Annotated in this window: 22 protein-coding genes; 6 read left to right on the top strand and 16 right to left on the bottom strand. The window is 62.0% G+C overall.

The annotated features are described in order from the left end of the window. Positions 1 to 264: 264 nt before the first annotated feature. The 3 genes from Thiosp_RS11395 to Thiosp_RS11385 all read right to left on the bottom strand — a co-directional run bounded on the left by Thiosp_RS11395 (position 265) and on the right by Thiosp_RS11385 (position 4,616). Positions 265 to 1,179, bottom strand: coding sequence for a response regulator (locus Thiosp_RS11395; RefSeq protein ID WP_201063146.1), 915 nt, complete (start codon positions 1,177 to 1,179; stop codon positions 265 to 267). After that, complete coding sequence (locus Thiosp_RS11390) at positions 1,155 to 3,356, bottom strand: putative bifunctional diguanylate cyclase/phosphodiesterase (protein ID WP_201063145.1); 2,202 nt, start codon at positions 3,354 to 3,356, stop codon at positions 1,155 to 1,157. The genes Thiosp_RS11395 and Thiosp_RS11390 overlap by 25 nt, the downstream gene beginning before the upstream one ends. A 918-nt stretch (positions 3,357 to 4,274) precedes the next feature. Beyond that, positions 4,275 to 4,616 carry an EAL domain-containing protein gene (locus Thiosp_RS11385; protein WP_242518184.1) on the bottom strand — a complete coding sequence of 114 codons (342 nt, stop codon included), beginning with the start codon at positions 4,614 to 4,616 and terminating at the stop codon, positions 4,275 to 4,277. A gap of 626 nt (positions 4,617 to 5,242) precedes the next feature. Between Thiosp_RS11385 and Thiosp_RS11380 the strand changes: the two genes are divergently transcribed. The 4 genes from Thiosp_RS11380 to Thiosp_RS11365 all read left to right on the top strand — a co-directional run bounded on the left by Thiosp_RS11380 (position 5,243) and on the right by Thiosp_RS11365 (position 9,423). Next, positions 5,243 to 5,638 carry a transposase gene (locus tag Thiosp_RS11380; RefSeq protein WP_201063144.1) on the top strand — a complete coding sequence of 132 codons (396 nt, stop codon included), beginning with the start codon at positions 5,243 to 5,245 and terminating at the stop codon, positions 5,636 to 5,638. Between the two features lie 527 nt (positions 5,639 to 6,165). Next, positions 6,166 to 6,549 (top strand): hypothetical protein, encoded by a 384-nt coding sequence (locus Thiosp_RS11375; RefSeq protein ID WP_201063143.1) that lies wholly within the window; start codon positions 6,166 to 6,168, stop codon positions 6,547 to 6,549. Between the two features lie 2 nt (positions 6,550 to 6,551). After that, positions 6,552 to 7,901 (top strand): KGGVGR-motif variant AAA ATPase, encoded by a 1,350-nt coding sequence (locus Thiosp_RS11370; protein ID WP_201063142.1) that lies wholly within the window; start codon positions 6,552 to 6,554, stop codon positions 7,899 to 7,901. Next, complete coding sequence (locus Thiosp_RS11365; protein ID WP_201063141.1) at positions 7,891 to 9,423, top strand: ATP-binding protein; 1,533 nt, start codon at positions 7,891 to 7,893, stop codon at positions 9,421 to 9,423. Before Thiosp_RS11370 ends, Thiosp_RS11365 begins: the two co-directional genes overlap by 11 nt. Positions 9,424 to 9,638: 215 nt before the next feature. Here the strand turns inward: Thiosp_RS11365 and rpoS are convergent, their stop codons facing one another. From rpoS to surE, 5 genes are all read right to left on the bottom strand, one after another. Continuing rightward, on the bottom strand, positions 9,639 to 10,640 hold the full coding sequence (rpoS, locus tag Thiosp_RS11360) for an RNA polymerase sigma factor RpoS (protein ID WP_201063140.1): 1,002 nt from the start codon (positions 10,638 to 10,640) through the stop codon (positions 9,639 to 9,641). Between the two features lie 78 nt (positions 10,641 to 10,718). Next, a complete protein-coding gene (locus tag Thiosp_RS11355) occupies positions 10,719 to 11,633 on the bottom strand; it encodes a peptidoglycan DD-metalloendopeptidase family protein (RefSeq protein WP_242518180.1) in 915 nt (304 codons plus the stop codon). 3 nt (positions 11,634 to 11,636) lie between these two features. Continuing rightward, positions 11,637 to 12,215 (bottom strand): YqaA family protein, encoded by a 579-nt coding sequence (locus Thiosp_RS11350; RefSeq protein ID WP_201063139.1) that lies wholly within the window; start codon positions 12,213 to 12,215, stop codon positions 11,637 to 11,639. After that, a complete protein-coding gene (locus tag Thiosp_RS11345) occupies positions 12,215 to 12,871 on the bottom strand; it encodes a protein-L-isoaspartate(D-aspartate) O-methyltransferase (protein WP_201063138.1) in 657 nt (218 codons plus the stop codon). Before Thiosp_RS11345 ends, Thiosp_RS11350 begins: the two co-directional genes overlap by 1 nt. Positions 12,872 to 12,882: 11 nt before the next feature. After that, positions 12,883 to 13,665: a 5'/3'-nucleotidase SurE gene (surE, locus tag Thiosp_RS11340; protein ID WP_201063137.1), complete on the bottom strand. Its 783-nt coding sequence runs from the start codon at positions 13,663 to 13,665 to the stop codon at positions 12,883 to 12,885. 103 nt (positions 13,666 to 13,768) lie between these two features. Here surE and Thiosp_RS11335 point away from each other — a divergent pair, with 103 nt between their 5' ends. Next, positions 13,769 to 14,326 carry a Smr/MutS family protein gene (locus tag Thiosp_RS11335; RefSeq protein ID WP_201063136.1) on the top strand — a complete coding sequence of 186 codons (558 nt, stop codon included), beginning with the start codon at positions 13,769 to 13,771 and terminating at the stop codon, positions 14,324 to 14,326. A 73-nt stretch (positions 14,327 to 14,399) separates the two neighbouring features. Here the strand turns inward: Thiosp_RS11335 and truD are convergent, their stop codons facing one another. The 8 genes from truD to Thiosp_RS11295 form a co-directional block, all read right to left on the bottom strand. Then, a complete protein-coding gene (gene truD / locus Thiosp_RS11330; RefSeq protein WP_242518179.1) occupies positions 14,400 to 15,617 on the bottom strand; it encodes a tRNA pseudouridine(13) synthase TruD in 1,218 nt (405 codons plus the stop codon). Then, positions 15,605 to 16,093 carry a 2-C-methyl-D-erythritol 2,4-cyclodiphosphate synthase gene (ispF, locus tag Thiosp_RS11325; protein ID WP_201063135.1) on the bottom strand — a complete coding sequence of 163 codons (489 nt, stop codon included), beginning with the start codon at positions 16,091 to 16,093 and terminating at the stop codon, positions 15,605 to 15,607. The genes truD and ispF overlap by 13 nt, the downstream gene beginning before the upstream one ends. Then, complete coding sequence (gene ispD / locus Thiosp_RS11320; RefSeq protein WP_201063186.1) at positions 16,087 to 16,842, bottom strand: 2-C-methyl-D-erythritol 4-phosphate cytidylyltransferase; 756 nt, start codon at positions 16,840 to 16,842, stop codon at positions 16,087 to 16,089. Before ispD ends, ispF begins: the two co-directional genes overlap by 7 nt. After that, positions 16,842 to 17,186: a cell division protein FtsB gene (gene ftsB / locus Thiosp_RS11315; protein ID WP_201063134.1), complete on the bottom strand. Its 345-nt coding sequence runs from the start codon at positions 17,184 to 17,186 to the stop codon at positions 16,842 to 16,844. The genes ispD and ftsB overlap by 1 nt, the downstream gene beginning before the upstream one ends. A 90-nt stretch (positions 17,187 to 17,276) precedes the next feature. Continuing rightward, positions 17,277 to 18,557: a phosphopyruvate hydratase gene (gene eno, locus Thiosp_RS11310; RefSeq protein ID WP_201063133.1), complete on the bottom strand. Its 1,281-nt coding sequence runs from the start codon at positions 18,555 to 18,557 to the stop codon at positions 17,277 to 17,279. A gap of 46 nt (positions 18,558 to 18,603) precedes the next feature. Then, positions 18,604 to 19,461: a 3-deoxy-8-phosphooctulonate synthase gene (gene kdsA, locus Thiosp_RS11305; protein ID WP_201063132.1), complete on the bottom strand. Its 858-nt coding sequence runs from the start codon at positions 19,459 to 19,461 to the stop codon at positions 18,604 to 18,606. A gap of 13 nt (positions 19,462 to 19,474) precedes the next feature. Further along, a complete protein-coding gene (locus Thiosp_RS11300; RefSeq protein ID WP_201063131.1) occupies positions 19,475 to 21,136 on the bottom strand; it encodes a CTP synthase in 1,662 nt (553 codons plus the stop codon). Positions 21,137 to 21,295: 159 nt separating this feature from the next. Further along, entirely contained in the window at positions 21,296 to 22,873 is a 1,578-nt protein-coding gene (locus Thiosp_RS11295; RefSeq protein ID WP_201063130.1) for a lipopolysaccharide biosynthesis protein, read from the bottom strand. A gap of 274 nt (positions 22,874 to 23,147) precedes the next feature. Here Thiosp_RS11295 and Thiosp_RS11290 point away from each other — a divergent pair, with 274 nt between their 5' ends. Further along, positions 23,148 to 24,584 (top strand): DUF4139 domain-containing protein, encoded by a 1,437-nt coding sequence (locus Thiosp_RS11290; protein ID WP_242518178.1) that lies wholly within the window; start codon positions 23,148 to 23,150, stop codon positions 24,582 to 24,584. Positions 24,585 to 24,615 lie beyond the last annotated feature (31 nt).

The raw sequence follows: 24,615 nt of genomic DNA, 5'->3' as shown, positions 1-24,615 counted from the left end.
GCTGCCGACTGTGGTGCGTTTGGCGCGTCAGTCTGCGTCTCAGTCGCGGCTGTCTCGGGTTCTGCTGCGGCGGGTAAGATTACGCCGAACAAGAGACAGCATGCCAGCACTGCCAGGCGCGCCGGTCGGCGTGAGCTGCACCTTTGAGTTGCAGTGATTCCCCTAAAATGTGGACAGTCATCCTTTTGCTTCAACATGCGCATGACTCAAGGCGATACTTGCCGCCCGGGACTCTTCCGGGTCTCCTTTGCGTCTAACTTGGGCCTACTCTGAACTGGGAGGCTGGTGCAGCCGGGCGCTGGCGTCGACGCAATTGCCGCGGCCCTGATAGTCGAGCCGGGTAAAGGCCATCTGCCGCGCCATGGCGATGCCGCGGCCGTGGGCGTCGAACATGCGCTCAGGTTCGAAGTCCAGATAGCGCTGCCAGTCGAACCCCTCGCCGCAGTCCTGGATGTGGAAGTGGATTTCGCTGGCATCGCGCTGAAAGCGCACCTGCGCCCAGCGCTCCTGTTGCTCGGGCGTGCGCAGCCTTTCCTCGATCTCCTCGCGCAGCCGGCCTTCGGCGAGCAGCTCGCTCTTGGCGGCATAGCCGATGCCGAGATTGCCGTGCTCCACGGCATTGAGCATCAACTCGGACAGGCCCATGGTCACCGGCGAGTGCTCCGCGCAGAAGCTACCAAGGCGCGACGACAGCAAGCGCGCCTGCTCCGGGGTGCGGAACTGGAAATGGCCTTCGTGCAACAGGGTCCAGGTCGCATCAAGCTCCTGTTCGAGCCGTTGCAGTTCTAGACGGTGGAAACGCTCATTGAGCGCGGCGTGCACAATCTGGCGTAGGTTGTCGCCGCTATAGGGCTTGGCCAGATAGTACCAGGCGCCAGCCGCCAGCCCCTCGGCGACTTGGTCGGGCGTGTTGGCCGCAGTTTGCATGATGATTGGCAGGGCGAAAAAGCGCTTGTCCGCTACCAGACGCGCCAGCAGATCTATGCCACTCAGCTCGGGCATGATGCGGTCCAGGATCAGGGCATCGAAGTGCTCCGGATCGGCATTGAGCCGCGCCCAGGCGGTGGCGCCATCGGCGGCATAGTCCGCCTCATAGGGGGTGTTGTGCAGGAATTCGCGGATGATCTCGGTATCTACCGGATCATCGTCGACCACTAACAAACGGCTTGCGGCACACATGTCGAAGGCCTCCAGGGTGGCGATGAGCGGGTATCAAGCAGGCGCAGAAAGGCGTCAAACTCGAGCGGACGGGAGTAGAAGAAACCTTGGTGCAGGCTACAGCCGTTGCGCCGTAGCCAGTCGGCCTGCGCTTGGGTTTCGATGCCCTCGGCGATCACCTTGAGCTTCAGTCCCTGCGCCAGGGCGACGATGGCGTGCACCACGCTCTCGCCCGCCGCACCCGTGCCCAGGGCGGTTACGAAGGAGCGGTCGATCTTGAGCGTGTCGAGTGGAAAGCGACCGAGATAACCCAGAGAGGAGTAGCCGGTGCCGAAATCGTCAAGGGACAGGCTGATGCCCAAGGCGTGCAGCTCGGTGAGGGTGTCGATCACGCTGTCGACGCGCGACATCAGCGCCTGCTCGGTGATTTCCAGCTCCAGGCAGCTCGGCGGCAGGCCGGCTTTGCTCAGGCGTGCAGCGATTTCCTGCGGCAGTCGCCTATCATCGAGCTGGGCGGCGCTGATGTTGACCGAGATCTCGACTGGGGTGAGACCGGGTGCGCGCATGCGCCGAAGATCCTTGCAAGCGATGTCCAGAACCCTGTCGGTTAGGGGCACGATCAGGCCGGTCTCCTCGGCCAAGGGAATAAAGCGCCCGGGTGGAATCAGCCCTTCGTGCGGATCGCGCCACCGCACCAGGCCCTCCGCCGCGACCAGGGTATTGCGATTGCTGTCGACCTTGGGCTGATACCAAAGCTCGAGCTCGTCCCGGTCGATGGCGCGGCGCAGCCGGGCCTCAAGCGACAGGCGATCACGCTCCTCGGTGTCGAACTGGTGCTGGTAGCGCTGCACCCGATCCGGCGCGGGACAAGCCGCAGCTGCGCTCAGGGCATGGCGCAGCAGGTCTTCGGCCTCTGTCTGCGGAGTTGAGCGATGCGCGATACCAAGGGCGGCTCTAATCGACAACTTGATACCGGCGACCTCGATTGGCTGCGCAAGATCTGCGAGCAGCCGTTGGCCCAGCGCCAGGGTTTGTGCCGCGTCCGCCTCGGTCAAGATGGCAAAGGCCGAGTCGCTGACGCACGCCAGCAGCCCTGATTGGTCGGCCGTCCAGTCCAGCGGGGACTTGAACGGAGGCTGGGGCCGGGGGAACCCGGTCGCGGCGCTCAGCCGCTCAGCAAGGTCGCGCGCCAGGGGCTTGGTGACCGCCTGTCCCCAGCCACGGCCGACACGTTTGAGCGCCTCGATCTCGACCGCCAGAATGCTGATCTCCGCGCTCTGATCTTCAGCGAGCCGACACTGCAGGAACTCGATGAGGAAATCCCGATTCGGCAGGCCGGTGGCTTGATCATAGTAGGCGAGCTTGACGATGCGCTGGGCCGAGCGGTGCATGGCCGTGACATCCTGCACCGTGCCCAGCCAGCCGCCGGTTTCGCGCGAGTATTCGGCGCATTGGCGCAGCACGCGTCCGTCCCTCAGCCGATGCTCGAAGCGAGTCGGCTTGCCACCCTGGGTAAAAAAGCCAGAGAAAACGCGCTGAACGCTCTCCCGCTCCTCCTCAAGCACCTGATCGAGCACAGCCGCTAGCACCTGCTCGATTGATGGCTCGGACGACAGCTTGGGAGATGCCACAAGTGCGGGGTCGGCAGCCTGGCGTTGGGGCGGGTCGGGCAGTTTCAGCAGCTCACGCGCCGACTCCGAGAGCTGAAAGCGCCCTTGCGCCGGCTTGATCTCCCAATGCCCGAGCTCGGCAATGCGCTGCGCGGCGGCCAACTGACGCTCGCGCAGGCCGAGTGCTTGGAGCGTATCCCACGCTCGCAGCAGACACTTCACCCGATAAGGCAGCAGTGCCGCATTGATGGGCTTGCCGATAAAGTCGGTCGTGCCGACCCGAAAAGCCTCCGCGATGGACGCCGTATCGTCCTGCGAGGTCAGCATCACCACCGGCAGAGTCCTGCCCCACGGCTGCGCGCGCAACGCCGAGCAGACCGCGAAACCATCCATTCCGCCCATAATCACATCAAGCAGAATAATGTCGGGCATTACACGCTCAATGCGCTCCAGCGCTTCCTCGCCACTATGCGCCGTGTCGACCAAAAACTGGTCAGCCAGTGCATTCTCAATAATGAGCGTGCTAACCGGATCGTCATCAACGGCCAGGACGCGTCGCGGCGGACTTGTTGAACCGTGGTGAGCCATGCTGTCTACTCCTTAATACACACGGATCAAAAAATCCTTCAAGTTAGCGTAAGGCTGTGCCGTGCTGTCGCGGCATTTTTGAAATTACCTGATTTCAATACCGGTTATTGTGCTGCTAGCCGTCTTTTGTGTGGCCCTGCACGACCGCTTGAAATCCGAGTTTAGAACATAACTAGAGCACTTAACAGCGAGCATCGGTCACATTAGAGTAGGTTCAGCCAAAATTCGCAATTTAGTATTGTGGAAAAAAACCGAGACGATTACCGTGTTTTGTAGGGAAATTCCCTACAAACGGACTCAAAAATCCGCCTGGATATATCACTGCGTGACCTTCAGCAGGCAGTTTTCTTGAAGAGTCTGTGTTTGGTGAATACGGCCACTTTTCAACTCCACTGCGGCAAGGTATGCGCAAAAATATTTGCCTGATCAACACTCCGCTGGCGCACATCGGCTGGTCTGCAGCTATCAATCCTTCCGCAATGCAGCAACGATACTGTATATATGTACAGTACCGGGTCGTGACCTCACCAGCACTCCATCATGCCCGTCGCCGTATCTCGCTGCCCGACGGTGGCCTGTCGCCGCCGCTGTCCAGAGCACACCGCGCTCTACCAGATCGTGAAGAAGCATCTTGAGACCTATCTCGCTCTTGCACGAGAGAAAGACTGGGCGGTACCGCGCGTGCCGACTTATGTGGAACGGGAGTTTCGCCGCTATTTGAAGTGCGGTTTTCAAGGGGCTATGCCAGTGTCAATGTTCATCCGTTCGCAGGTATATCGTTGGCCTGCTGGGATTGATCCAGCGTATTTTTTGCAATCCTCATAAGGATTATTGTATCCGTATACTGCAATCATTCCGCTGAATAGTATGATAGATAGGGCAAAGATTGTAATAAACGCAAATGTTTCTTTCATTTCTCTATTTCCTGTCGTTGCGCCGCAGCCTGTCGGCCCGCGCTTGGGTCTTGATGCCCTCGGCGCTCACCTTGAGTTTCAGTCCCTGCACCAGGGCGACGATGGCGTGCACCACGCTCTTGCCCGTCGCACCCGTGCCTAGGGCGGTCACGAAGGAGCGGTCGATCTTGAGCGTGTCGAGCGGAAAAGCGACCGCGATCTGCGCGCGCAACGCCGAGCAGACCGCGTAACCATCCATTCCGCCTATAACCACATCGAGCAGAATAATGTCGGGCATTACAGGCTCAATGCGCTCCAGCGTTTCTTCGCCACTATGCGCCGTATCGACCAAAAACTGGTCAGCCAGTGCATTCTCAATAATGAGCGTGCTAACCGGATCGTCATCAACGGCCAGGACGCGCCGCGACGGACTTGTCGAACTGTGGCGAGCCGTGTTGTAAACATAATGTGCGTATAGATCAGAAAATGCTTCAATTTAGGGTAAGACTGTGCCTTGCTGCCGCGGCATTTTTGAAATTACCTGATTTCAATGCTGGCTATTGTGCTTACTAGCCGACTTGTGTGTGACACCGCGCGACCGCCTAGAATCCGAGTTTAGAACATCACTAGAACACTTCCAAGCGAATAAGGGTCACATTAGAGTATATATGGCCGAAAACCGCAATTTAGTATTGTGGAAAAATCCGAGAATATTGCGTTTTCTTGTAGGGAAAATCCCTACAAATGAACTCGTAAGCTAGGCGAGATATAACACAACGTGGCCTACGTTAGGCGCTTTACTTGAATAGCCTGTGTTTTCTGAATACGGCATTTTTTCACCTCTACTGCGGCAACCTATGCGCAAAAAAAATTGACTGATCAACAATCCGTCGGCGCACATCGGCTGGTCTGCAGCTGTCAATCCTTCCGCAACACTGCAACGATACTGTCTATAAAGACAGTCTTGGTTCGTGAACCCACCAGCACTCCATCATGGCCGTCGCCGTGTCTCGCTGCCCGACGGAGGCCTATCGTCTCCGCTGTTCAGAGCACACCGCGCTCTACCAGATCGTGCAACAGCATCTGGAGACCTATCTCGCATTTGCACGAAAGAAGGATTGGGATGCGCTGCGCGTGCCGCGAGCGCCGAGCGCGGTGCTCAGGATTCTCATGCGCATTATTGAGCTGCATCTGCGTGAGAGCAGTTCCGTTAGTGGCCGTTCCGTCAGTGCTCAGGCACGTTTCGTTGCGGTGAGCTATATTCACCGGTTTGGCTCGTCTCTCAATCGTTACGTCCATTACCACTGCTGTGTCATCGACGGCGTCTTCGATCCGCTTGAGCAGGACGCTGAAGCCACGGGATTCCGGCGTTTTCTCCCCGCCGCTTAAATGAGCGCCGAAGATCTCGCCACCATCACTGAGCGGGTGCGCATGCGGGTAATACGCTGGTTTGTCCGCCGGGGATTGATTGCGCATTCCAGAGCGCCCGGTCCAGCGGCACCGGAGTGGGACAACTTTAATCAGCCGGAGCCGGAGCCGGAGCCGGAGTTCGGTCAACGCGTCGCTTGGAAGCCGCGCTTGTTCCCGACAGACACGGTGCCAAGGGCGTTTGTCTTCAGTTCGCCCGTCCGCGCCCAAATTCCTTCAGAACGCGCAACTGAGTCCGTCCCGCGCTCCTCACGATGGTCGAGCAGGCGTATTTCCGCCGTTGACCTCCCTCCCAACAACCGATAACTTGCGCCCTGACACCTGTTCTAGATCCTCAGGGTGGCTTGGATTTGCTATCCGGCGAGCTTCGTCCTCGACGAAGCCCGCGAACTCTGCATCACCCCGGACCAGATCCGCGCCTCGGCGCTGACGGTCACACGGCGGCGGCGCAACAACTGAGATTGGCCTATGCAAGGATCACGAGTCCGATGACCGAATCAGAACCGGACTATCGGGCGGCGGCGCGTCGCTGCCACAAGGACGGCACGCTGCTGCTGGAGCAAGGGCGTCTTGCCAACGCCAGTCATCTTTTTGGGCTGGGTGCCGAGTGTGCGCTGAAGCTGTTGCTGGAGGGCCACCAAGGGGCGGATGTCAAGCTGTCGCATCTGCCGGAGCTGCGCGACCATGCATTGAAGTCCTTGCGTCGTCGGCGGGATGGGGCTGTTCAGCAATTGCTGAACAGTGATTCCTACATGCTTGGCTGGCGCATTGACAACCGCTACTGGCCGGACGCGGCGTTCTCCGAGGAGCGCTGTAAACTGCACCAAAGTCATTGCTTGCGCACGTTGGGCGCGGCCAGCCTCGGGAACTGATTATGAGTCCATGCACCTTCGACGACGCCCTGCCCCGCGCCCTGGAGCAGATCCGAGGCACCTTTGCCGGCATCGACTTTGCCGATGTCCGTTTCATCCGCGACATGAACGGGCGGGTGCATCTGGTACTGCCGGACTCCGCAGACCAAGCCGAGGTGGTCGCCGCGCGTCCGCATCTCGCGGATGCGCTGGGAGCCTACAGCCCCGGCTCGGAGACCGGTTTGGTGCGCCTCTCCGATACCCTCTTCGGTGGGGCGCTGATGGACGAGCCCTTCCTGGTACAGGACATCAATGGCACGCTGATCCGTCTGATCGAGCGCCGCGTGGTCGGACAAGACTGGGCGCTGGCACCGGGTACCGAGGCGGGTGCATCGGTCGTACATCCGCCGCGGGTTTCCTTCTTCAGTCTCAAGGGTGGCGTTGGGCGCAGCACGGCCTTATTCCTTTGGGGCCGCGAGCTGGCGGCACAGGGAAAACGGGTGCTGTTGCTGGACCTGGACCTGGAGGCGCCTGGGCTGGGCGCACAACTGCTGCCGGACGACGCCCGACCGGAGTTCGGCGTTGTCGATTGGCTGGCGGAGGATCTGGTTGGTAGCCCGATGGCGGAGGCAATGCTCGTGGAGCGCATGCTGGTGGCCAGATCACCACTGGCCGATCCGGGCTATCTGTACGTGGCACCGGCCACGGGCAAGCGCACTGCGCAGCATCCGGCCGGCTTCATCGCCAAGCTCGCACGCGCCTACCTGGACAATGACCGCGGCGGTGGCGAGGATTTCGCGGTGAGGGTGAGGCGGCTGCTGGGGACGCTGGAGCGGGCCTTGGAGCCGGACCTGGTGCTCATCGACAGCCGTGCCGGTCTGCACGAGACGGCGGCGGCCGCCATCCTGCACTTGGATGCGGACGTGCTGCTGTTCGCCACCGACCAGCCCACGGTTTGGGAAGGGTATCGCTATCTTTTGGCGCAACTGGCGCAGATGGCGCATATCCATCCGGCGGGCGACGACGATTGGCGCCTGCGGCTAAAGATGGTCTACGCGCGTGCTTCGGAGAAACAGGGTGCGCTGGAGGGTTTCCGCTCGCGGGCCTATGAGCTCTGGCTCGACGGCCTGTACGACGAGCAGCCGGCCGGAGGCGCCGAGGAGGCCTTCAGCTTTGCCGAGACGGATGATGCGGCGCCGCATTACCCGTTGCAGATCCTGAATGACCCGCGCTTCGAGCAGTTCAATCCGCTGGAACACCTGAGCACCGTGGGCGCCGCCGCCATCGCATCAAGCTTCGGGCCGTTCATGGCAGCGCTGGATGAGCGCGTTCTCGGTAACGAGGATCTCGAGGCCGTCGACCATGCCGATTAAGATCAAAGACGGAGCCTTCCCGACCGATCAGGTTCGGCGCTCCCTCGACGAGTTGCCGGATACCATGGATGCGAGCACCAACCCGCCCGACCCAAACGATCTATACGTGGTGCTCGGCCACGAGCGCGCGCTGGACCCAAACAGTACGCTCGTTGTCGGGGATCGCGGTAGCGGCAAGAGCTTCTGGAGCGCAGCCCTCAACAGCCCCGTGTCCCGGGCGCTGATCCACGCCCAGTTACCCAGGCTGCAGCTGGATCGGGTGGAGACGAGCTGGGGCTTCTCGGTGTCTACACGCAATGCCGATCACCCCTCCCGGCGGGTGCTTCAGTGTTTGCACGGAAGCCACGCTGCCGAGGACATCTGGCGCGCGGTGGTGCTGCGCCAGCTCACAAGCCGTTACGACGAGGAACTGCCTGGCAAGGACTGGGCCGAGATCGTGGCCTATGTCGCGGACAACCCCGAGCGCGAGGAGCGGCTGCTGAGCCGAATCGCTGGCCGACTTGCGGCGGACGGGAAGCGTCACCTAGTGATTTTCGATGCCCTGGACCGCACCGGCTCCGACTGGAAAGCCATCCGTGCGTTGGTGCGCGGACTGCTTCAGGTTTGCCTTGATCTGAAAGGACAAACGGGCATACAGGCGAAGGTCTTTCTCCGCCCGGACATGTGGGAGGATCGGTCCATCTGGCAGTTTCCGGACTCGTCCAAGCTGCACCACGGCCGCGTCATCCTGGAATGGCGCCGGACTGATCTTTATGGACTGTTGTGGCATTGGCTGTGCAACCATGGTGAAGGCGCCAAGATGTATCGCCGTTGGCTTCAATCGAAGCATCACTTGTCCTTCACGGCAACGGAGGCGGATGGTGCGCAGGTCTACCCGATTCCGGCGAAGCTGCGCCAGGACGAAGACCTGCAACAGGCGGTGCTGCATGACATGGCGACCCGCTACATGGGCGCCAACCGGCGGCGTGGACGCACCTATACATGGCTGCCGAATCACCTGGCGGATGCCAAGGGGCAGGTCAGCCCGCGCAGCTTTTTGATCGCGGTGCGCGATGCACAGCGCGAAACCCAGGCCAGGGGACACGGGGAGGTGTTGCACTGGGAGGGCATCAAGCGCGGTGTGCAGAGCGCCTCATCGGTTCGCGTGCAGGAACTGCGAGAGGATTATCCGTGGATTCAGACAGTATTGACGCCACTGAATGGTCAGACTGTGCCCTGCCGGGACGAGGACATCATGCAGCGCTGGGAGAATGCGCACACGGTGCAGGCGATTGAGCGTGATCGGACGGTGACGCTGTCCCCGGAGCCTTTCGGCAGCGCAGAGATTGATGACGAGCGCTTCTATCTTCCGCCGCATGCGCTGGCTGACAGGTCTTCCGATACTCCCGAAAAGGCGCTGATCCAGGAGTTGCAGCGTATCGGCGTGATTCGTCGTGTCGACGACGACCGTGTCGATATCCCGGACCTGTTCCGGGTGGCGGCGGCCATTGGCCGCCGGGGCGGCGTTCGACCAATTCGATAATCGATCTGTCGGTGCTGCTCGACTGTCCGTATCCGTATCCGTATCCCTTATCCTTTTTTTTCAAGGGGCTATGCCTCTTCTGCCCCGGTCGATCGCGATGTCGATCATTTTCAGAAGGGAGATTGAAACCCGGACACGCTGCTGCTATAGCACCCCATCGAAGCCATCTGGAAACGACCCGGCACCGAGAAAAATGGAGATGAGAAAATAGGCAGTTAGCGAAAAAAGGCCTCGGAGGAGAAGCCTTCGCGCTCAAGCGTCTGGCGCAGGCGGCGCAGGGCGTCCATTTGAATTTGGCGCACCCGCTCACGCGTCACGCCGAGTTCTTGCGCGACCCGCTCGAGCGTGGAGTGATCGTAGCCATGCAAGCCGAAGCGCCGTTCGATCACTTCGCGCTGCTTGTCGGTCAGCTTGTCGAGCCAGCGCTCGAGCTTGTCATGGACGTCGTCGTCCTGGATGTAGTCGCTGAGATCGTCGAGTGACTCGTCCTGCAGCATGTCGACTAGCGGCTTGTCGGCCTCCTTGCCCAGCGGGGTGTCGACCGAGGCAATGCGCTCGTTCAGCCCAAGCATGCGCTTCACCTCGAAAATGGGCTTGTCGAGCAGGTCGGCGACCTCTTCGTTGGTCGGCTCGTGGTCGAGTTGTTGCGAGAGCACCCGCGCGGCTTTCAGATAGATGTTGATCTCCTTGACCACATGAATCGGCAAACGCACGGTGCGCGTTTGATTCATGATCGCGCGCTCAATGGTCTGGCGAATCCACCAGGTGGCATAGGTCGAGAAGCGAAAACCGCGCTCGGGATCGAACTTTTCCACTGCCCGGATCAGGCCAAGATTGCCCTCTTCGATCAGATCGAGCAGCGGCAGGCCGCGATTGAGATAACGGCGGGCGATTTTGACCACTAGCCGCAGATTGCTCACGATCATGCAGCGGCGCGCGGCCTCGTCGCCCTGATTGGCCAGGCGCGAGTAGTGAATTTCTTCCTCGGCGGTCAGCAGGCGCGAGCCGCCGATTTCATTCAGGTACAGCCGGGTGGCGTCGAAGTCTCCGCCGCCCACTGCGAAACCAGTGCTTCCGCTGGGCTCATCACCCTTATTTTGGTCTTCGACGAGCAAATCCTCGTCCTCCATTTCGTCCTGCGCGTCGATTAGCTCGTCCTGGTCCTCGCCCGCGGGGATGTCTTCGGTAAAGTCGTCCTCGATTTTTTTTGCGACCATCGGGGCCTCCAGCGCCCACATCACGAACCAATAGAGTTTGCCGAGCAGTCATGAATGCCCTGTCAGCATCGGCCTGGCTTAGCGCTTCGGCAAGTAGCCGAGTGGATCGACGGTGGCTCCGTCGCGGCGGATTTCGAAATGCAGCAGATACTTCCCATTGGGAATTTGCCCGGCCTCAGCAATTACCTGCCCGGCGCGAACCTTGTCACCCTGTTTGGCAAGCAGTTGGCGATTGAAGCCATAGACGCTCAGGAAATGGTCGTTGTGCTTCACGATAATAAGGTTGCCATAGCCCTTGAGTCCACTGCCGCTATAAACCACTGTGCCTTTGGCCGCTGCCTCAATCTTAGCGCCTGCGGATGTCGCAATTCGGATACCCTGACGGGTGCGGTCTCCCGAGCGGTAGGTCTGCTCCACCTTGCCCTGCACCGGCCATTGCCAGGTCACGCCGCCGGCACGCGCACTGCCACCACTTGAGCTCACCTTGGTTGCCGGCGCCGCCTTGGATGATCCGGTGGATGGTCCAGTCGTTGATTTGGCGGATGACCCGCTGCGGGAGCCCCGGTCCGCTGACGCCGGCGTCGTGCTCCCGCCCGGGGTTATTTGCGCCACTGTTGGTCGCCTCCCCGCCCCGCGCGGCGGGGCCACCCGCAGCAGACTGCCGGAATAAATCTGATAAGGCGGTCGCAAGTTGTTCCAGGCCGCCAGCGTTGAGACCGAACGCCCGGTGCGTCGGGAGACCGCCATCAGGGTGTCGCCACGCAGAATGCGGTAGTAGCCGGGCGGTGCCGGTCCATAGCCATCGCGGCTCTCGACCGGCGCAAGGACTCCTCCCGCGCAACCGCTCATCAGCCCGATAACACCGGTCGCGAGGCACAACAGGCCAAGCATCCGCAGTACCGCGAAGTGCCGAGAATACGCGAGGTCACGCCAGTTCACGGCCCAGCGGGAAGCGAGGATGTCATTGTCTTTTGCGCAAACAACCAGCGCCATGACTCAGACCTTGATAATCACGAAGACCGCAATCGCCGCCACCACCAGCCAGCCGATCACATCGACGTAGCGCCGCAGCTGCGCCTCCATCGGGGCCCCGCCCCACACCATTAGCCCCGCGACCATAAAAAACCGCATCCCTCGTCCGATACTCGAGGCGAGCACGAACGGAATCAACGCCATCCCCAGCACGCCTGCGCTAATGGTGAAAACCTTGTAGGGAATGGGGGAGAAACCGGCCAGGAATACCGCCCAGATGCCCCAGTGCTCGAACCAATCCCGCGCTTGGCCAAAGGCCTCGGCATAGTGGCCGCCGGGGCCGACGATGGGCTCGACCAGACCGAACGCAAGGCGACCGATCAGATACCCGAGCAGACCGCCGGCGACCGAAGTCAGCGTCGTCAGACCTGCAAAAAACCAGGCGCGCTGCGGGCGCGTCAGGCACATCGGCGCGAGCATGACATCGGGCGGAATCGGAAAAAAGGACGATTCCGCGAAACTTAGGGCACCAAGATACCAGGGTGCGTGTCGATGTCCCGACCACCGGATCACCCGGTCGTAAAGCGCCGAGAACAGCCGCATCAGCCGACACCTCCAAGCAAGGGAACAAACATCACCTGCTCCAAGTCCTCATGACGAAAACCGCCCCGTGTTCGAGTCAGACGCACCAATCGCTGCTCGGCCCCCACTACCAACGGCAGCAGCATGCTCCCCCCAGGCGCTAACTGCTCGGCAAGACCGCGCGGGATGCCCTCGGACGCGGCGGTGATGAGAATGCCGTCGAACGGCGCCATCTCCGGCCAACCCAGACGCCCGTCGCCATGGCGGTAGCGAACATTACGCAGTTTGAGCGATCGCAGCCGTGGCTCGGCCAGACCCCAGAGCGCTCCGAGCCGCTCGATGGTGTAGACCCGGCGCACCAGCATGGCCAGCACGGCGGTCTGAAACCCCGAGCCGGTGCCGATCTCAAGAACGGTCGAGCAGGGACCGCTCTGCAACAACAACTCGGTCATGCGTGCCACGATGTAGGGCTGCGAGATGGTCTGTCCATGCCCGATCGGCAGCGCCGAATCCTCATAAGCGCGCGTACCCAGCGCCTCGTCGATGAACAGGTGCCGCGGGATTTCCGCCAGCACGGCGAGCACCTCAGGGTTGCTGATACCGCTTTCCTCCAAGCGCGTCAGCAGTTGCTCACGTCCGCGCAATGCAAGTGGCTCGCGTTCGAATGCCGTGTCCATGTTTGTTCCCATTACCGCATGTCCTCCAGCCACGCATCCAGCGCGGCAACTGCGCCATGGCGGGTCAAATCCACCTGCAAAGGCGTCACCGAGACATAACCGTCGCGCACGGCGGCGAAATCCGTCCCGTCTCCGGCGTCCTGCTCCGGCCCTGGCGGCCCGACCCAATAGACCGGGCGCCCGCGCGGGTCCTGGGCCGGGATCACGGGCTCCGATTTATGGCGATTGCCGAGTCGGGTGGCGAGCAAGCCCTTAATGTCGGCCTCCGGGAGATCCGGGATGTTGAGGTTCAAAATCATCTGACCGGCGAAGAGCGCGGCTTGCAAATCCGTCTGGTCCGCCCCCCGGCGTTCGCACAGCCGCACCACCAGGCGCGCAGCGAAATCGGCAGCGGTGTCCAGATGTCGCGGCTCGTAAGCGGTGCTCGACACAGCCACCGCCGGCAGGCCAAGAAAGCGTCCTTCAGTCGCGGCGGCCACGGTGCCAGAGTAAATCACATCATCGCCCAAATTGGGACCGTGATTGATCCCCGCCACGACCAGGTCCGGCTCCGCATCGAGCAAGGCAGACAAGGCCAGATGCACGCAGTCCGTCGGGGTGCCAAAGACGCGGTACAGGCCAGGCTCGACCTCCTCCGCGCGGATGGGTGTATCCAATGTCAGCGAATGACTGGCACCGCTGCGGTCCCGATCGGGCGCCACCACGACAACCTCGGCATACCGCGACAGCGCACCGGCCAGCGCATGCAAGCCGGGCGAGCGATAACCATCATCGTTGCTGAGAAGAATCTTCATGTAGACACATCTTCGGCGAACCCTGATGCAGGATGCGCCTGAGCCATTTTGGCGTCCCTTGCTATACTGCCCCAGCCGAGAGCTGCAATCTATCACACATTGGATGAAAAAAAGGGTTCAAGAGTCTGATTCCGAGCTTTTTCGGCAAGCCGTTGATGATGCCGAGCCGCTCGAGCTCGAGGCTCCGGTCCATTACCGTGAGCGCCCACCACCAATCCCCCGACCGCGCCCGCCGGAAATCGACGAGGACGCGCCGCGGAAGCTTTCTGAGCACGAAGTCGAAACGCCTGACTATTTGCTCTACACCCAGCCCGGGGTGCAGCGCCGCGTCCTGGCCGAACTACAACGCGGGCGCATCGCCATCGACCTGGAGCTTGACCTCCATGGCCTGACCGCCGCACACGCCGAAGCGATCCTGCGCGAATTTCTTGCCCACTGCCGCGAGCGCCATCTGCGCTGCGCCCGGATCATCCACGGCAAAGGCGCGCGCTCCCCAGATCGCCAGCCGGTGCTGAAGCGCAAGCTCAACTACTGGCTGCGACTGCGCCCAGAGGTGCTGGCCTTCTGCTCCACCCCCCAGCGCGATGGCGGCACCGGCGCCCTCTATGTGCTGCTGCGCAACCCGGCCAAGTCCCAGCGCCGCCGGGGGCGTGATCGCTGAGCCCGCCGGCAATCCCAACGGCCTTTGTGCAGGAGGTCAGCCAGCATGGCTCCGGGATCTTGCCCGAGTGAGTTCACTGCTCCCGCCCAATCGGCGCCGGCTCGCTCCAGTCTGCCAACTCTCTGAGCACGGAGGTCGCATAAGCACCCGCCGGCAGCCGAAACCGCAGCATCAGGCAGTCTTCGGCCTCAAGCTGGTGAGTCAGGTCCAGGGGCCTCAGTATCAGCGCACGGCGCTCCGCGCGCAAACCCGCGCGCGCGAGTCCATCGATCCAATCCGTCCACGGAGCCAGCGCTTGAGCTTCCAACTCCGCGGCCACGCCGGTTGTCAGGGATTCTCCTGCCCCGCACAGCGGGCCGGTGGGCGATATATCGCCACTGGCAAGGCGCTCGATGATAGTTTCATCAAGCGTTTCCGCCAGAAAATGCGAATGACTCCCCGCCAGCTGTAGTCGTTCGCCCGGTAAAGCCTGGTTCCAGTTGCCAAGCGCGACGCGTCGCGCCAGTACCTGATTGAACAAGGCCGAGCGCGCGGCAGACAGCAACAAACCGCGGCGATGACGGGACAGGCGCCGTCCCCTGCCCTTGCCGCCCGAAGCTCCGGCTTCAATCCCGGCGCGTGCCCCGGTTGCGGTCCTACTTCCAGTCCCAGTTCCGGTCCCAACCAAGAGCGCCCCAGCTTCCGCCAGATTACCGCCGTCGCGACCGAAGCGCTGGGGCCCGAAGTAGTTCGGCACGCCGTAGCGGGCGATGGCTTCCAGCTGCGTTGCCAGAGCTGCTACATCGCCGGATAACTCGCGCAGGCGCAGCGCGAAGCTGTTTGAGGCAATCGCCCCGCGACGCAGCTTGCGCCCATGGCGGTGACAGCCAAGGACCTCGACGCCATCATCCACCAACGGTGACCAGTCCGGCGCCGGCCCCTCGCCCAAGGGCAGGGAAAACCACTGGATGGCCACCGCGTGGCGGTCCTTCAGGCCGGCGTAGCCGATATCCCTAACCGGCACATCCGCGATCCGCGCCAGTTGACGCGCCACCCACTCGGTATTAGCGCCCGTCTTGCGCACCTGCAGCAACCAGTGCGAACCCTCGTCGTCGGGCGAGAAGCTCAGGGTCTCCTCGACGAGAAAGTCCTCGGGCGCGGCGCGCAGCAGACATTGCACGAGCGCCGGGCCATGCGCGCGCGGCAAGGCGTCGAAGGGCACGAAATCCCGGACGAAATCCTGGGTTTCCGCCGAGGCGCTTGGCTGAGCTGAGAGACCGTCCATGCTGTCAGCGCGTGTCAGTCCAGCCATCCGGGCGGATGATCAAGCAGCACTACCGCGAAGGTGGCGATCCCCTCCCCGCGTCCGGTGAAGCCCAGCCGCTCGCTGGTGGTGGCCTTGACATTGATCCGCGCGGGCTTGCAGCCGATGTCGCCGGCAAGACATTCGAGCATTGCCTGAATGTGAGGCGCAAGCTTGGGTGCTTGGGCGACGATGGTGAGATCGGCATTGACCAGCGACAGCTGATGCTCTGCAAGGGTCGCCATCACACGACGCAGCAGCACGCGGCTGTCGATGTCCTTGAAGGCAGGATCGTTGTCCGGGAAATGATGCCCGATGTCGCCGAAGCCGCCAGCACCGAGCAGTGCGTCGCAGAGCGCGTGAATCACCACGTCGCCGTCGGAGTGCGCCTCCAACCCAAGCTCGTGCGGAATCTCGACCCCGCCCAGCACCAGCCGCCTCCCGGAGGCGAAGCGGTGCACGTCAATCCCCTGACCAATCAGCATGCTGACTCCTGTTGAGAAAGAAAAAATCGCGCCAGGGCGAGATCCTCCGGGCGCGTGATCTTGATGTTGTCACTGTGGCCTTCGACCAGGCGTGGTGAGCGCCCGAGCAGTTCCATGGCGCTGGCATCGTCAGTTACCAGCTGGCCATTCTCGAGTGCGCGATCGAGCGCCTCGCGCAGCTCCCCGAGCCGAAACGCCTGAGGTGTATAGGCGCGCCAGAGATCGGCGCGCGGCACCGTCTCGGCCACCAGGGTGCGTTCGGCCATTTCAGCAGTCCTCGCCCGTTTGACGGTGTCATGCACTGGAACCGCGAGCAAGGCGCCAACCGGCTCGTCGTCGGCCAGCACGGCAAGCAGGGCGTCGAGATCCGCGCGCCTGAGACAGGGGCGCGCGGCATCATGCACCAGCACCCAGTCCTGCTCATCGGCCACCGCCGCCAAAGCGTCCAGGCCGTTGCGCACCGAATGGCAGCGCTCTGCCCCGCCGTCGGCGCGCAGCACTGCCGGATTGGACGCGTGCGGGCCTTCCGGCCAATAGGGGTCATCCGGATGCAGCACCACGGCGCAGCCACGAATGCCTGGATGTGCGAGAAACCGATCCAGCGCATGATCAATGACGCGGCGCCCATCAAGCTTTAGGTACTGCTTGGGCACCGCGGCACCGAAACGGCGCCCGACGCCCGCGGCGGGAATCAGCCCCCAGCAGTCTAGCCGTGTGCGAGTCTTGGCATCGGCACCGGGCGCGGACATCATGGCTCGCCCGATTTGGAGCCAGTTTTGGAGCCAGATTGGGAACGGCCACCTTCGACCGGCGGCTTCTCGATCACCTGCAGGAAAAACTCGCCGTCACGGATCATGCCGAGATCGAAACGGGCGCGCTCCTCAATTGCGGCCAGGCCGGTTTTCAGGCTTTCGACCTCGGCAATCAGCGCCTGATTGCGCGTTCGCAAGCGTTCAAGTTCCGTCTCGGAATCGGCGAGTTGGAGCTTGAGCGTGTGCAACTGCGCCAGGCTGCCTTCGCCAACCCAGAGTCGATACTGCAGCACCCCGAGCAGGAGCACCAGGCCCAGCACAAACCAGCGCATGGACGTCATTGCCTACCCCGTCCTGATGGGTGCGCTTGACGCTGCCCCAGCACCATGGATTGCCGGCTTATCCCGGGCCGAACGCGCATGCTGGTCGCCCTAGGCCAGCTGCTTGAACGCCGAACGCCCTGCATAGACGGCGCCATCGCCAAGCTGATCCTCGATGCGCATCAGCTGGTTGTACTTGGCGACGCGATCAGAGCGCGACAGCGAACCGGTCTTGATCTGCCCAGTCGCGGCCGCGACCGCCAGATCGGCGATGGTGGTGTCCTCGGTCTCGCCCGAGCGGTGCGATACCACGGCGGTGTAGCCGGCGCCATGGGCCATGTTGATCGCAGCCAAAGTTTCGGTCAGGGTGCCGATCTGATTGACCTTGATGAGTATAGAGTTAGCAATGCCCTTATCGATGCCTTCCTGCAGGATTTTGGTGTTGGTGACATAGAGATCATCGCCTACCACCTGCACCTTGGCGCCGAGTCGTTCGGTGTGATCTTTCCAGCCCTCCCAGTCGCCCTCGGCCAGGCCATCCTCAATGGTGATGATGGGGTATTTGGCGCACCAGTCGAGCAACAGGTCGGTCATGCCAGCAGCATCGAGAGTGCGCCCCTCGCCCGCGAGGTTGTAGCGGCCGTTCTCGTAGAACTCAGACGCGGCCACGTCCATCCCGAGATAAATATCCTGCCCAGCCTTGAAGCCAGCCTTTCCGATAGCTTCCAGAATCACCTCAATGGCGGCTTCATTCGACGGGAGATCGGGGGCGAAACCACCCTCGTCACCCACCGAGGTCGCCAGCCCGCGACCTTTGAGCACCGCTTTCAGCGCATGAAAGACCTCGGCGCCATACCGCACCGCCTCGCGGATGCTGGCGGCGCCCACCGGCAAAATCATGAACTCCTGAAAATCGACGCTGTTATCCGCATGCTGACCGCCGTTGATGATGTTCATCATCGGCACCGGCAGGCGGTAATTACCATCGCCGAGGTATTGATAGAGCGGCAGAGCCTTTTCCTGCGCAGCAGCATGGGCCGCGGCCATGGACACACCGAGGATGGCATTGGCGCCCAGGCGACCTTTGTTGTCGGTGCCGTCGAGCGCGATCATGCGCTCGTCGATTGCAGTCTGGTCCGAGACCTCCATGCCCAGCACTGCCTCGCGAATCTCGCCGCCGATGTTGGCGCAGGCATGGAGCACGCCCTTGCCGCCATAGCGGGATTTGTCGCCATCGCGCAGCTCCAAGGCTTCGCGCGAGCCGGTCGAGGCTCCCGAGGGCACCGCGGCACGACCAATGGCGCCATCGGCCGTGATCACATCGGCTTCGACAGTCGGATTGCCGCGCGAGTCGAGAATCTCCCGCGCACGAATTTCGACGATTTCAGACATGGTGAATGCTCCAGAAAGTTGAAAGATGAAAAATCGAAAAGCCGGTTCACGTCCGCGAAGCAGCCGCTCCCAGCAAAGCCGTTTCAGCCAAATCACCCGCCTTCACCAGCCGGTCAATGCCAACCAGAGTCTCGAGCAACTCGCGCATCTTCCCCAGCGGCCAGGCATTGGGACCATCGCTCTTGGCCTGATCCGGGTTCGGGTGCGTCTCCATAAAGAGACCCGAGACCCCGGCCGCCACCGCCGCGCGCGCCAGCACCGGCACGAATTCACGCTGTCCGCCCGAGGCATGCCCCTGCCCGCCTGGCAGCTGCACCGAGTGAGTCGCATCGAACACCACCGGGCAGCCGGTCTCGCGCATCACCGCCAGTGCGCGCATGTCCGAGACCAAATTGTTGTAGCCGAAGCTCACGCCGCGCTCGCACACCAGGATCTGGTCATTGCCGCTCTCGCGCGCTTTGCGCACCACTTGCGCCATGTCCCAGGGCGCCAAAAACTGCCCCTTCTTGATATTGACGGGCTTGCCCTGCGCCGCCACATCTTGAATGAAGTTAGTCTGCCGACACAAAAAGGCCGGCGTTTGCAGCACATCGACCACATCCGCCACCTCACTGACCGGCGTATCCTCATGCACATCGGTCAGCACCGGCACCCGCACTTCGGTGCGCACCCGCTCGAGGATGCGCAGCCCAGTCTCTAAGCCTAACCCACGAAAGCTATCGATCGATGACCGATTGGCCTTATCAAAAGAGGCCTTGAAGATATAGGGGACCCCCAGTGCCTCGGTGATCGCCTTTAGGTCGGCGGCCATCTCCAGCACCAGTCCTTCGCTCTCGATCACACAAGGGCCGCTGATCAGAAACAGTGGTTGGTCGAGGCCAACCTCAAAACCACAGAGACGCATCGGCCCGGCTCCTTCAGTCAGTGCGGCTGCGCCGGTAATCGCGCGCCGCCTCAATAAAGCTGCGGAACAGCGGATGCCCGTCGCGCGGGGTCGAGGTGAACTCGGGATGGAACTGACAGCCGACGAACCAGGGGTGATCCGGAATTTCGATGATCTCGACCAGGCGCCCGTCGAGCGACCAGCCGGAGAAGCGCAGCCCGGCGTCCTTCAGGCGGTCGAGATACTGGTTATTGAACTCAAAGCGATGGCGGTGGCGCTCGCGGATCTGGTGCTGGCTATAGATGGACCGCGCCAGGCTGCCCGGTTCCAGGCGGCAGTTCTGCCCGCCCAGGCGCATGGTCCCGCCCATGTCCGCGCTGGCATCGCGACGCTCGCGCGCGCCGGTCTCGGTTTCCCATTCGGTGATCAGGGCGATGACCGGATGCTCGGTATCAGCGGCGAACTCGGTGCTGTGCGCGCCCTCAAGCTCGGCCACATCGCGGGCGTATTCGATCACCGCGACCTGCATGCCGAGACAAATACCCAAGTAGGGAATGCGCTGCTCGCGCGCATGGCGCACCGCGGCGATCTTCCCCTCAATGCCGCGCCCGCCGAAACCGCCCGGCACCAAAATGGCGTCCAGCCCATCAAGCACGCCGGTGCCCGAGCGTTCGATGTCTTCGGAATCCAGATAACGGATCTCGACCTGCGCCTGCGCATGCACCCCGGCGTGGGCCAGGGCCTCGGACAATGACTTGTAGGCCTCGGTCAGGTCCATGTACTTGCCGACCATGCCGATGGTGACCTGATCGCGCGGCGACTCAAACCCGTCAAGCACCTTGTTCCACTCAGACAGATCAGCCGGCGGCACTTCGAGCCCAAACTGCTTCACGACCAGCTCATCAAGACCCTGCGCATGCAGAATCGACGGAATGCGGTAAATATTGTCAGCATCCACGGCCGAGATGACCGCATTCTCGGTCACGTTGGTGAAGAGCGCGATCTTGCGCCGCTCATCATCCGGCAGGTGATGCTCAGCACGACACAGCAGAATGTCCGGTTGAATACCGATGGAGCGCAGTTCCTTGACCGAATGCTGGGTCGGCTTGGTCTTGATCTCTCCCGCCGCGCGGATATAGGGCACCAGCGTGAGGTGCATGAACAGCACCTGCTCGCGCCCAAGCTCGATGCGCATCTGACGGATGGCTTCGAGAAATGGCAAGGATTCGATGTCGCCCACGGTGCCGCCAATCTCGACCAAGGCAACATCGGTCTCGCCGTCGTCAGCATCCAAGCACCAGCCGGCGCCCAGGCGAATACTGTCCTTGATCTCGTCGGTGATGTGCGGAATCACCTGCACGGTGCGACCAAGATAGTCACCGCGGCGTTCCTTGCGGATCACACTTTCGTAAATCTGCCCGGTGGTGAAATTATTCTTACGCCCCATGCGGGTGCGCAGAAAGCGCTCATAGTGGCCGAGGTCCAGGTCCGTCTCCGCGCCATCGTCGGTGACATAGACTTCCCCATGCTGGAAGGGGCTCATGGTGCCGGGATCTACATTGATGTAGGGATCCAGCTTGATCATGGTGACCTTAAGCCCGCGCGCCTCAAGCAGGGCAGCAAGGGAAGCCGATGCAATGCCTTTACCGAGCGAAGACACAACACCGCCGGTGACGAAAATCAGCTTGGGTCTCATGGGAACCTTATGTAGGAGATTAAATCGTCGGACGGAACCTAGCTCCGCCCCAAGATCAGGAGCCAAGTTAACAAATTCATGCCGCAGCGACAACGCAGCCGTGAGCGGCGTTTTCAACCATACCCTGTTTCAAACGTCCGCTGCTTCGAGCGGCCATTTTTAGCAATCCATGCCGGGCCGGGCCGGGCCGCGGCGCCCAGCCATCAGAGCGCTCTTGAGCCCGCGCCCGTCCACCAGTATCACAATGGTCGCGAAAAGCCCGAGCCAAAACAACGCCACCGGCCAGTGTCCCGGATCCAGTCCGGCTGATGGCCCTGCTGTTAGCCCAACTGGAAGCCCAACTGGCAGCCCAACTGACAGGGGGAGCCCGAACAGCGCCCGGTCGAGCGCAAGCAAGGCCAGCCCCAGCAGCGGATAGCCGAACACACGCTTGAGGTCATAGGGTACCGGATAAAAGCGCCGCCCGAGCAGATAAGACAGCAGCACCATCACCGTATAGCATGCCAGATGCGCCCAGGCGGCGCCCTGATAGCCAAAACGCGGCACCAGCCAGAGCAGCATGAACACAGTGACCAGGGCACCGATCAAGGCCACACCTGCTCCGAGCAACGTCCGATCGGTCAATTTATACCAGATGGAAAGGTTCACATAGATGCCGAGCAGCAGATTCGCAAACAGCAGCACCGGGACCACGGTTAGACCCTCACGATACGCTGAGCCGACAAAATACTGAAAAATATCGAGATTCAGCCCCACCAGCAAGAGGATGCCGACGCAGAACACCACAAACCAGTTCAACACCAAGGCATAGGTCGCGCGCGCGTCCTCCTGCCCGGCGTAAGAGAAAAAGAACGGCTCGCCGGCGTAGCGAAAGGCCTGAATAAACAGCGTCATCAAAATCGACAGCTTGTAGCAAGCACTGTAGATGCCAAGCTGCGCCATGTTCGCGGCATTGTCCCCTGGTAGCAGATACTTGAGCGCTGCGCGATCGAGCATCTCGTTGACGATACCAGCCATTCCGACCACCACCAACGGCAGTGAATAACGCAGCAGCCGCTTGAGCAGATGCCGATCGAATCCGCGCACCGCGCCGAGCAATTGCGGACTGAGCAACAGCAGTTTCAAACCGCTCGCCGCTAGATTGGCGACAAAAACGTAGCCGATGCCGATCTCCGGCAACCACAACTGCCCGAGCGCGGAGCCCGGATCGGCCTGGTAGGCCTGGCGGCACAGCACGATGAAAAACAGATTCAGCCCGATATTGACGCCGATCTCAATGAGCTTGATCACCGCAAAGCGCATCGCCCGGTTCTCCGCCCGCAGCCGGGCGAAGGCCGCCGCGCCAAGCGAGTCCAGCGCCAGGATGGCCGCCGTCCAAACGATGTATTCCGGATGCGCCCCATGCCGCAGCAACTCCGCCACCGGTTCGCGCCAAACCACGGCCGCCAGCACAAAGGCCCCGTTTGCCACCAACAAGGCTCTGACCACAGTCGCATACACCGACGCAGCCGAGGCCGGATCATCGGCGCGGAAGCGGAAATACCCCGTCTCCAAGCCAAACACCAGCAGCACCGCCAGAAAGCCCATGTAGGCGTAGAACTCAGCCACCACGCCATACTCCGCCGGCGCGAAGCTGTAGGTAAAGAGCGGCACCAGCAGATAATTCAGAAAGCGCCCGAAGACGCTGCTGACGCCATAGATCGCCGTCTGCGCGGCAAGACGTTTAAGGGGATTCATGACCCATCGGCAAGGTAACGCAGCGAGAAAACGCCGCCGGAAAAAACGACATCTTAAACCGAACGCCCATGGTCCCGGCCACCTCGGAGTATGCAGGCATGAGATTCATGCTGATGATGCTCGATGTGACAGTTGCTTCCCCCGGCGGAAAAGGCCACTCTTGATCGCAGCATCACCCAGACCGGAGCTTCCTTCAATGCCAGCAGCCACCATCCGAAAGGCCCCCAGACCGTTTCTCACCACCGCTCTTGGACTCTTACTCGCGGAGGCGGTCATGGCCAATCCACCGGACACCCAACAAAACCCGAATCAGCCCGCCCCCGCCCTGCCCGAGGTGAGCACCACCCTGGCCGACCAGACCGCCATGGCGGTGACCATCTACAACAGCAATCTGGCGCTTATCAAAGACCAGCGTCAGATCAGCCTGCCCGAGGGCCGGCTGGACCTGGCCTTTCGCGACGTCAGCGCGCAGATCAAGCCCCAGACCGCGCTGCTGCGGGCGACCGAAGATGGCCAGCAGGCACCGCGGGTCATCGAGCAGAATTTCGACTTCGACCTGCTGACCCCCGGCAAACTGCTGGAGAAATACGTCGGCCGCGAGGTCGGGCTGATCAGCACCCATCCAACCACGGGCGAAGAAACCGAGGAAACCGCCACCGTGCTCGCCGCGAACGACGGCGTGGTGCTCAAGCTTGGCGACCGCATCGAGACCGGACGCATCGGCAGCCTGCCCTACCGCATCGTCTATCGTGACATTCCGAGCAATCTGCGCGACCGCCCGACGCTGTCGATGCGACTGGACAACCAGGTCACCGCGCCGCAGACCCTCGAGCTCAGCTACCTGACAGGGGGCTTAAGCTGGCAGGCGGACTATGTCGGCGAACTCAGCAGCGACGAGACCCGGCTCGACCTGACCGGCTGGGTCACCCTCGAGAACCGCAGCGGCAGCAGCTACCACGACGCCCAGTTGCAGCTGGTTGCCGGCGATGTAAACCGCGCCCCCGAGCCGGTCGCCGAATTCTCCCAGTTAGCGCAGCGACGGATGGTGGCCGCGGCCGCGCCGCCCATGCAGGAAGAGGCCCTGTTCGAGTATCACCTCTATAGTCTGGCGGAGCCGACCACCATTGCCGACAACCAGTCCAAGCAAGTCAGTCTGCTCGCGGCGCCCGACGCGAAAGTCGGCAAAGAGCTGTTAATTCAGGGCGGTGCCGGCGCCTACCAGCGCGCGCTTGGCGAGCTCGCGCAAGACCTCGACGTGCAGGTCTTTATCGAATTCACCAATGATGAAGCGTCCAATCTCGGCATGCCGCTGCCTGCCGGCACCCTGCGCGTCTACAAGCGCGACGCAGCAGGCAATGCGCAATTCATCGGCGAGGACAACATCGACCACACGCCGAAGAACGAAACCGTCAAGGTCCTGCTCGGCCAGTCGTTCGACCTCACCGCCGAGCGCAAGCAGACGGAGTTCAGCAAGCGCTCCGGCAGCGGTCCCTGGCAATATGAGTATGACAGCGCTTTCGAGATCGTCATGCGCAACGCCAAACCCGAAGCCGCCAAGGTTACCCTGCAGGAAAGCATCCCCGGCGACTGGAAAATCCTTGAGGAAAGCGCACCCCACGAGAAAGGCAACGCCCGCACCGCAGTCTGGACACTCGAAGTCCCCGCAGAAGGCGAAACCACCCTGACCTATCGAGTCAGAGTGCGACTCTAATCCCGTCGCGCGCCATCCGGTCTCGTCGCAG

Source organism: Thiorhodovibrio litoralis (assembly GCF_033954455.1).
Taxonomy (GTDB): Bacteria; Pseudomonadota; Gammaproteobacteria; order Chromatiales; family Chromatiaceae; genus Thiorhodovibrio; species Thiorhodovibrio litoralis.
The sequence above is the reverse complement of the archived record's forward strand: the minus strand, read 5'-3'. Positions and strand labels throughout refer to the sequence as shown.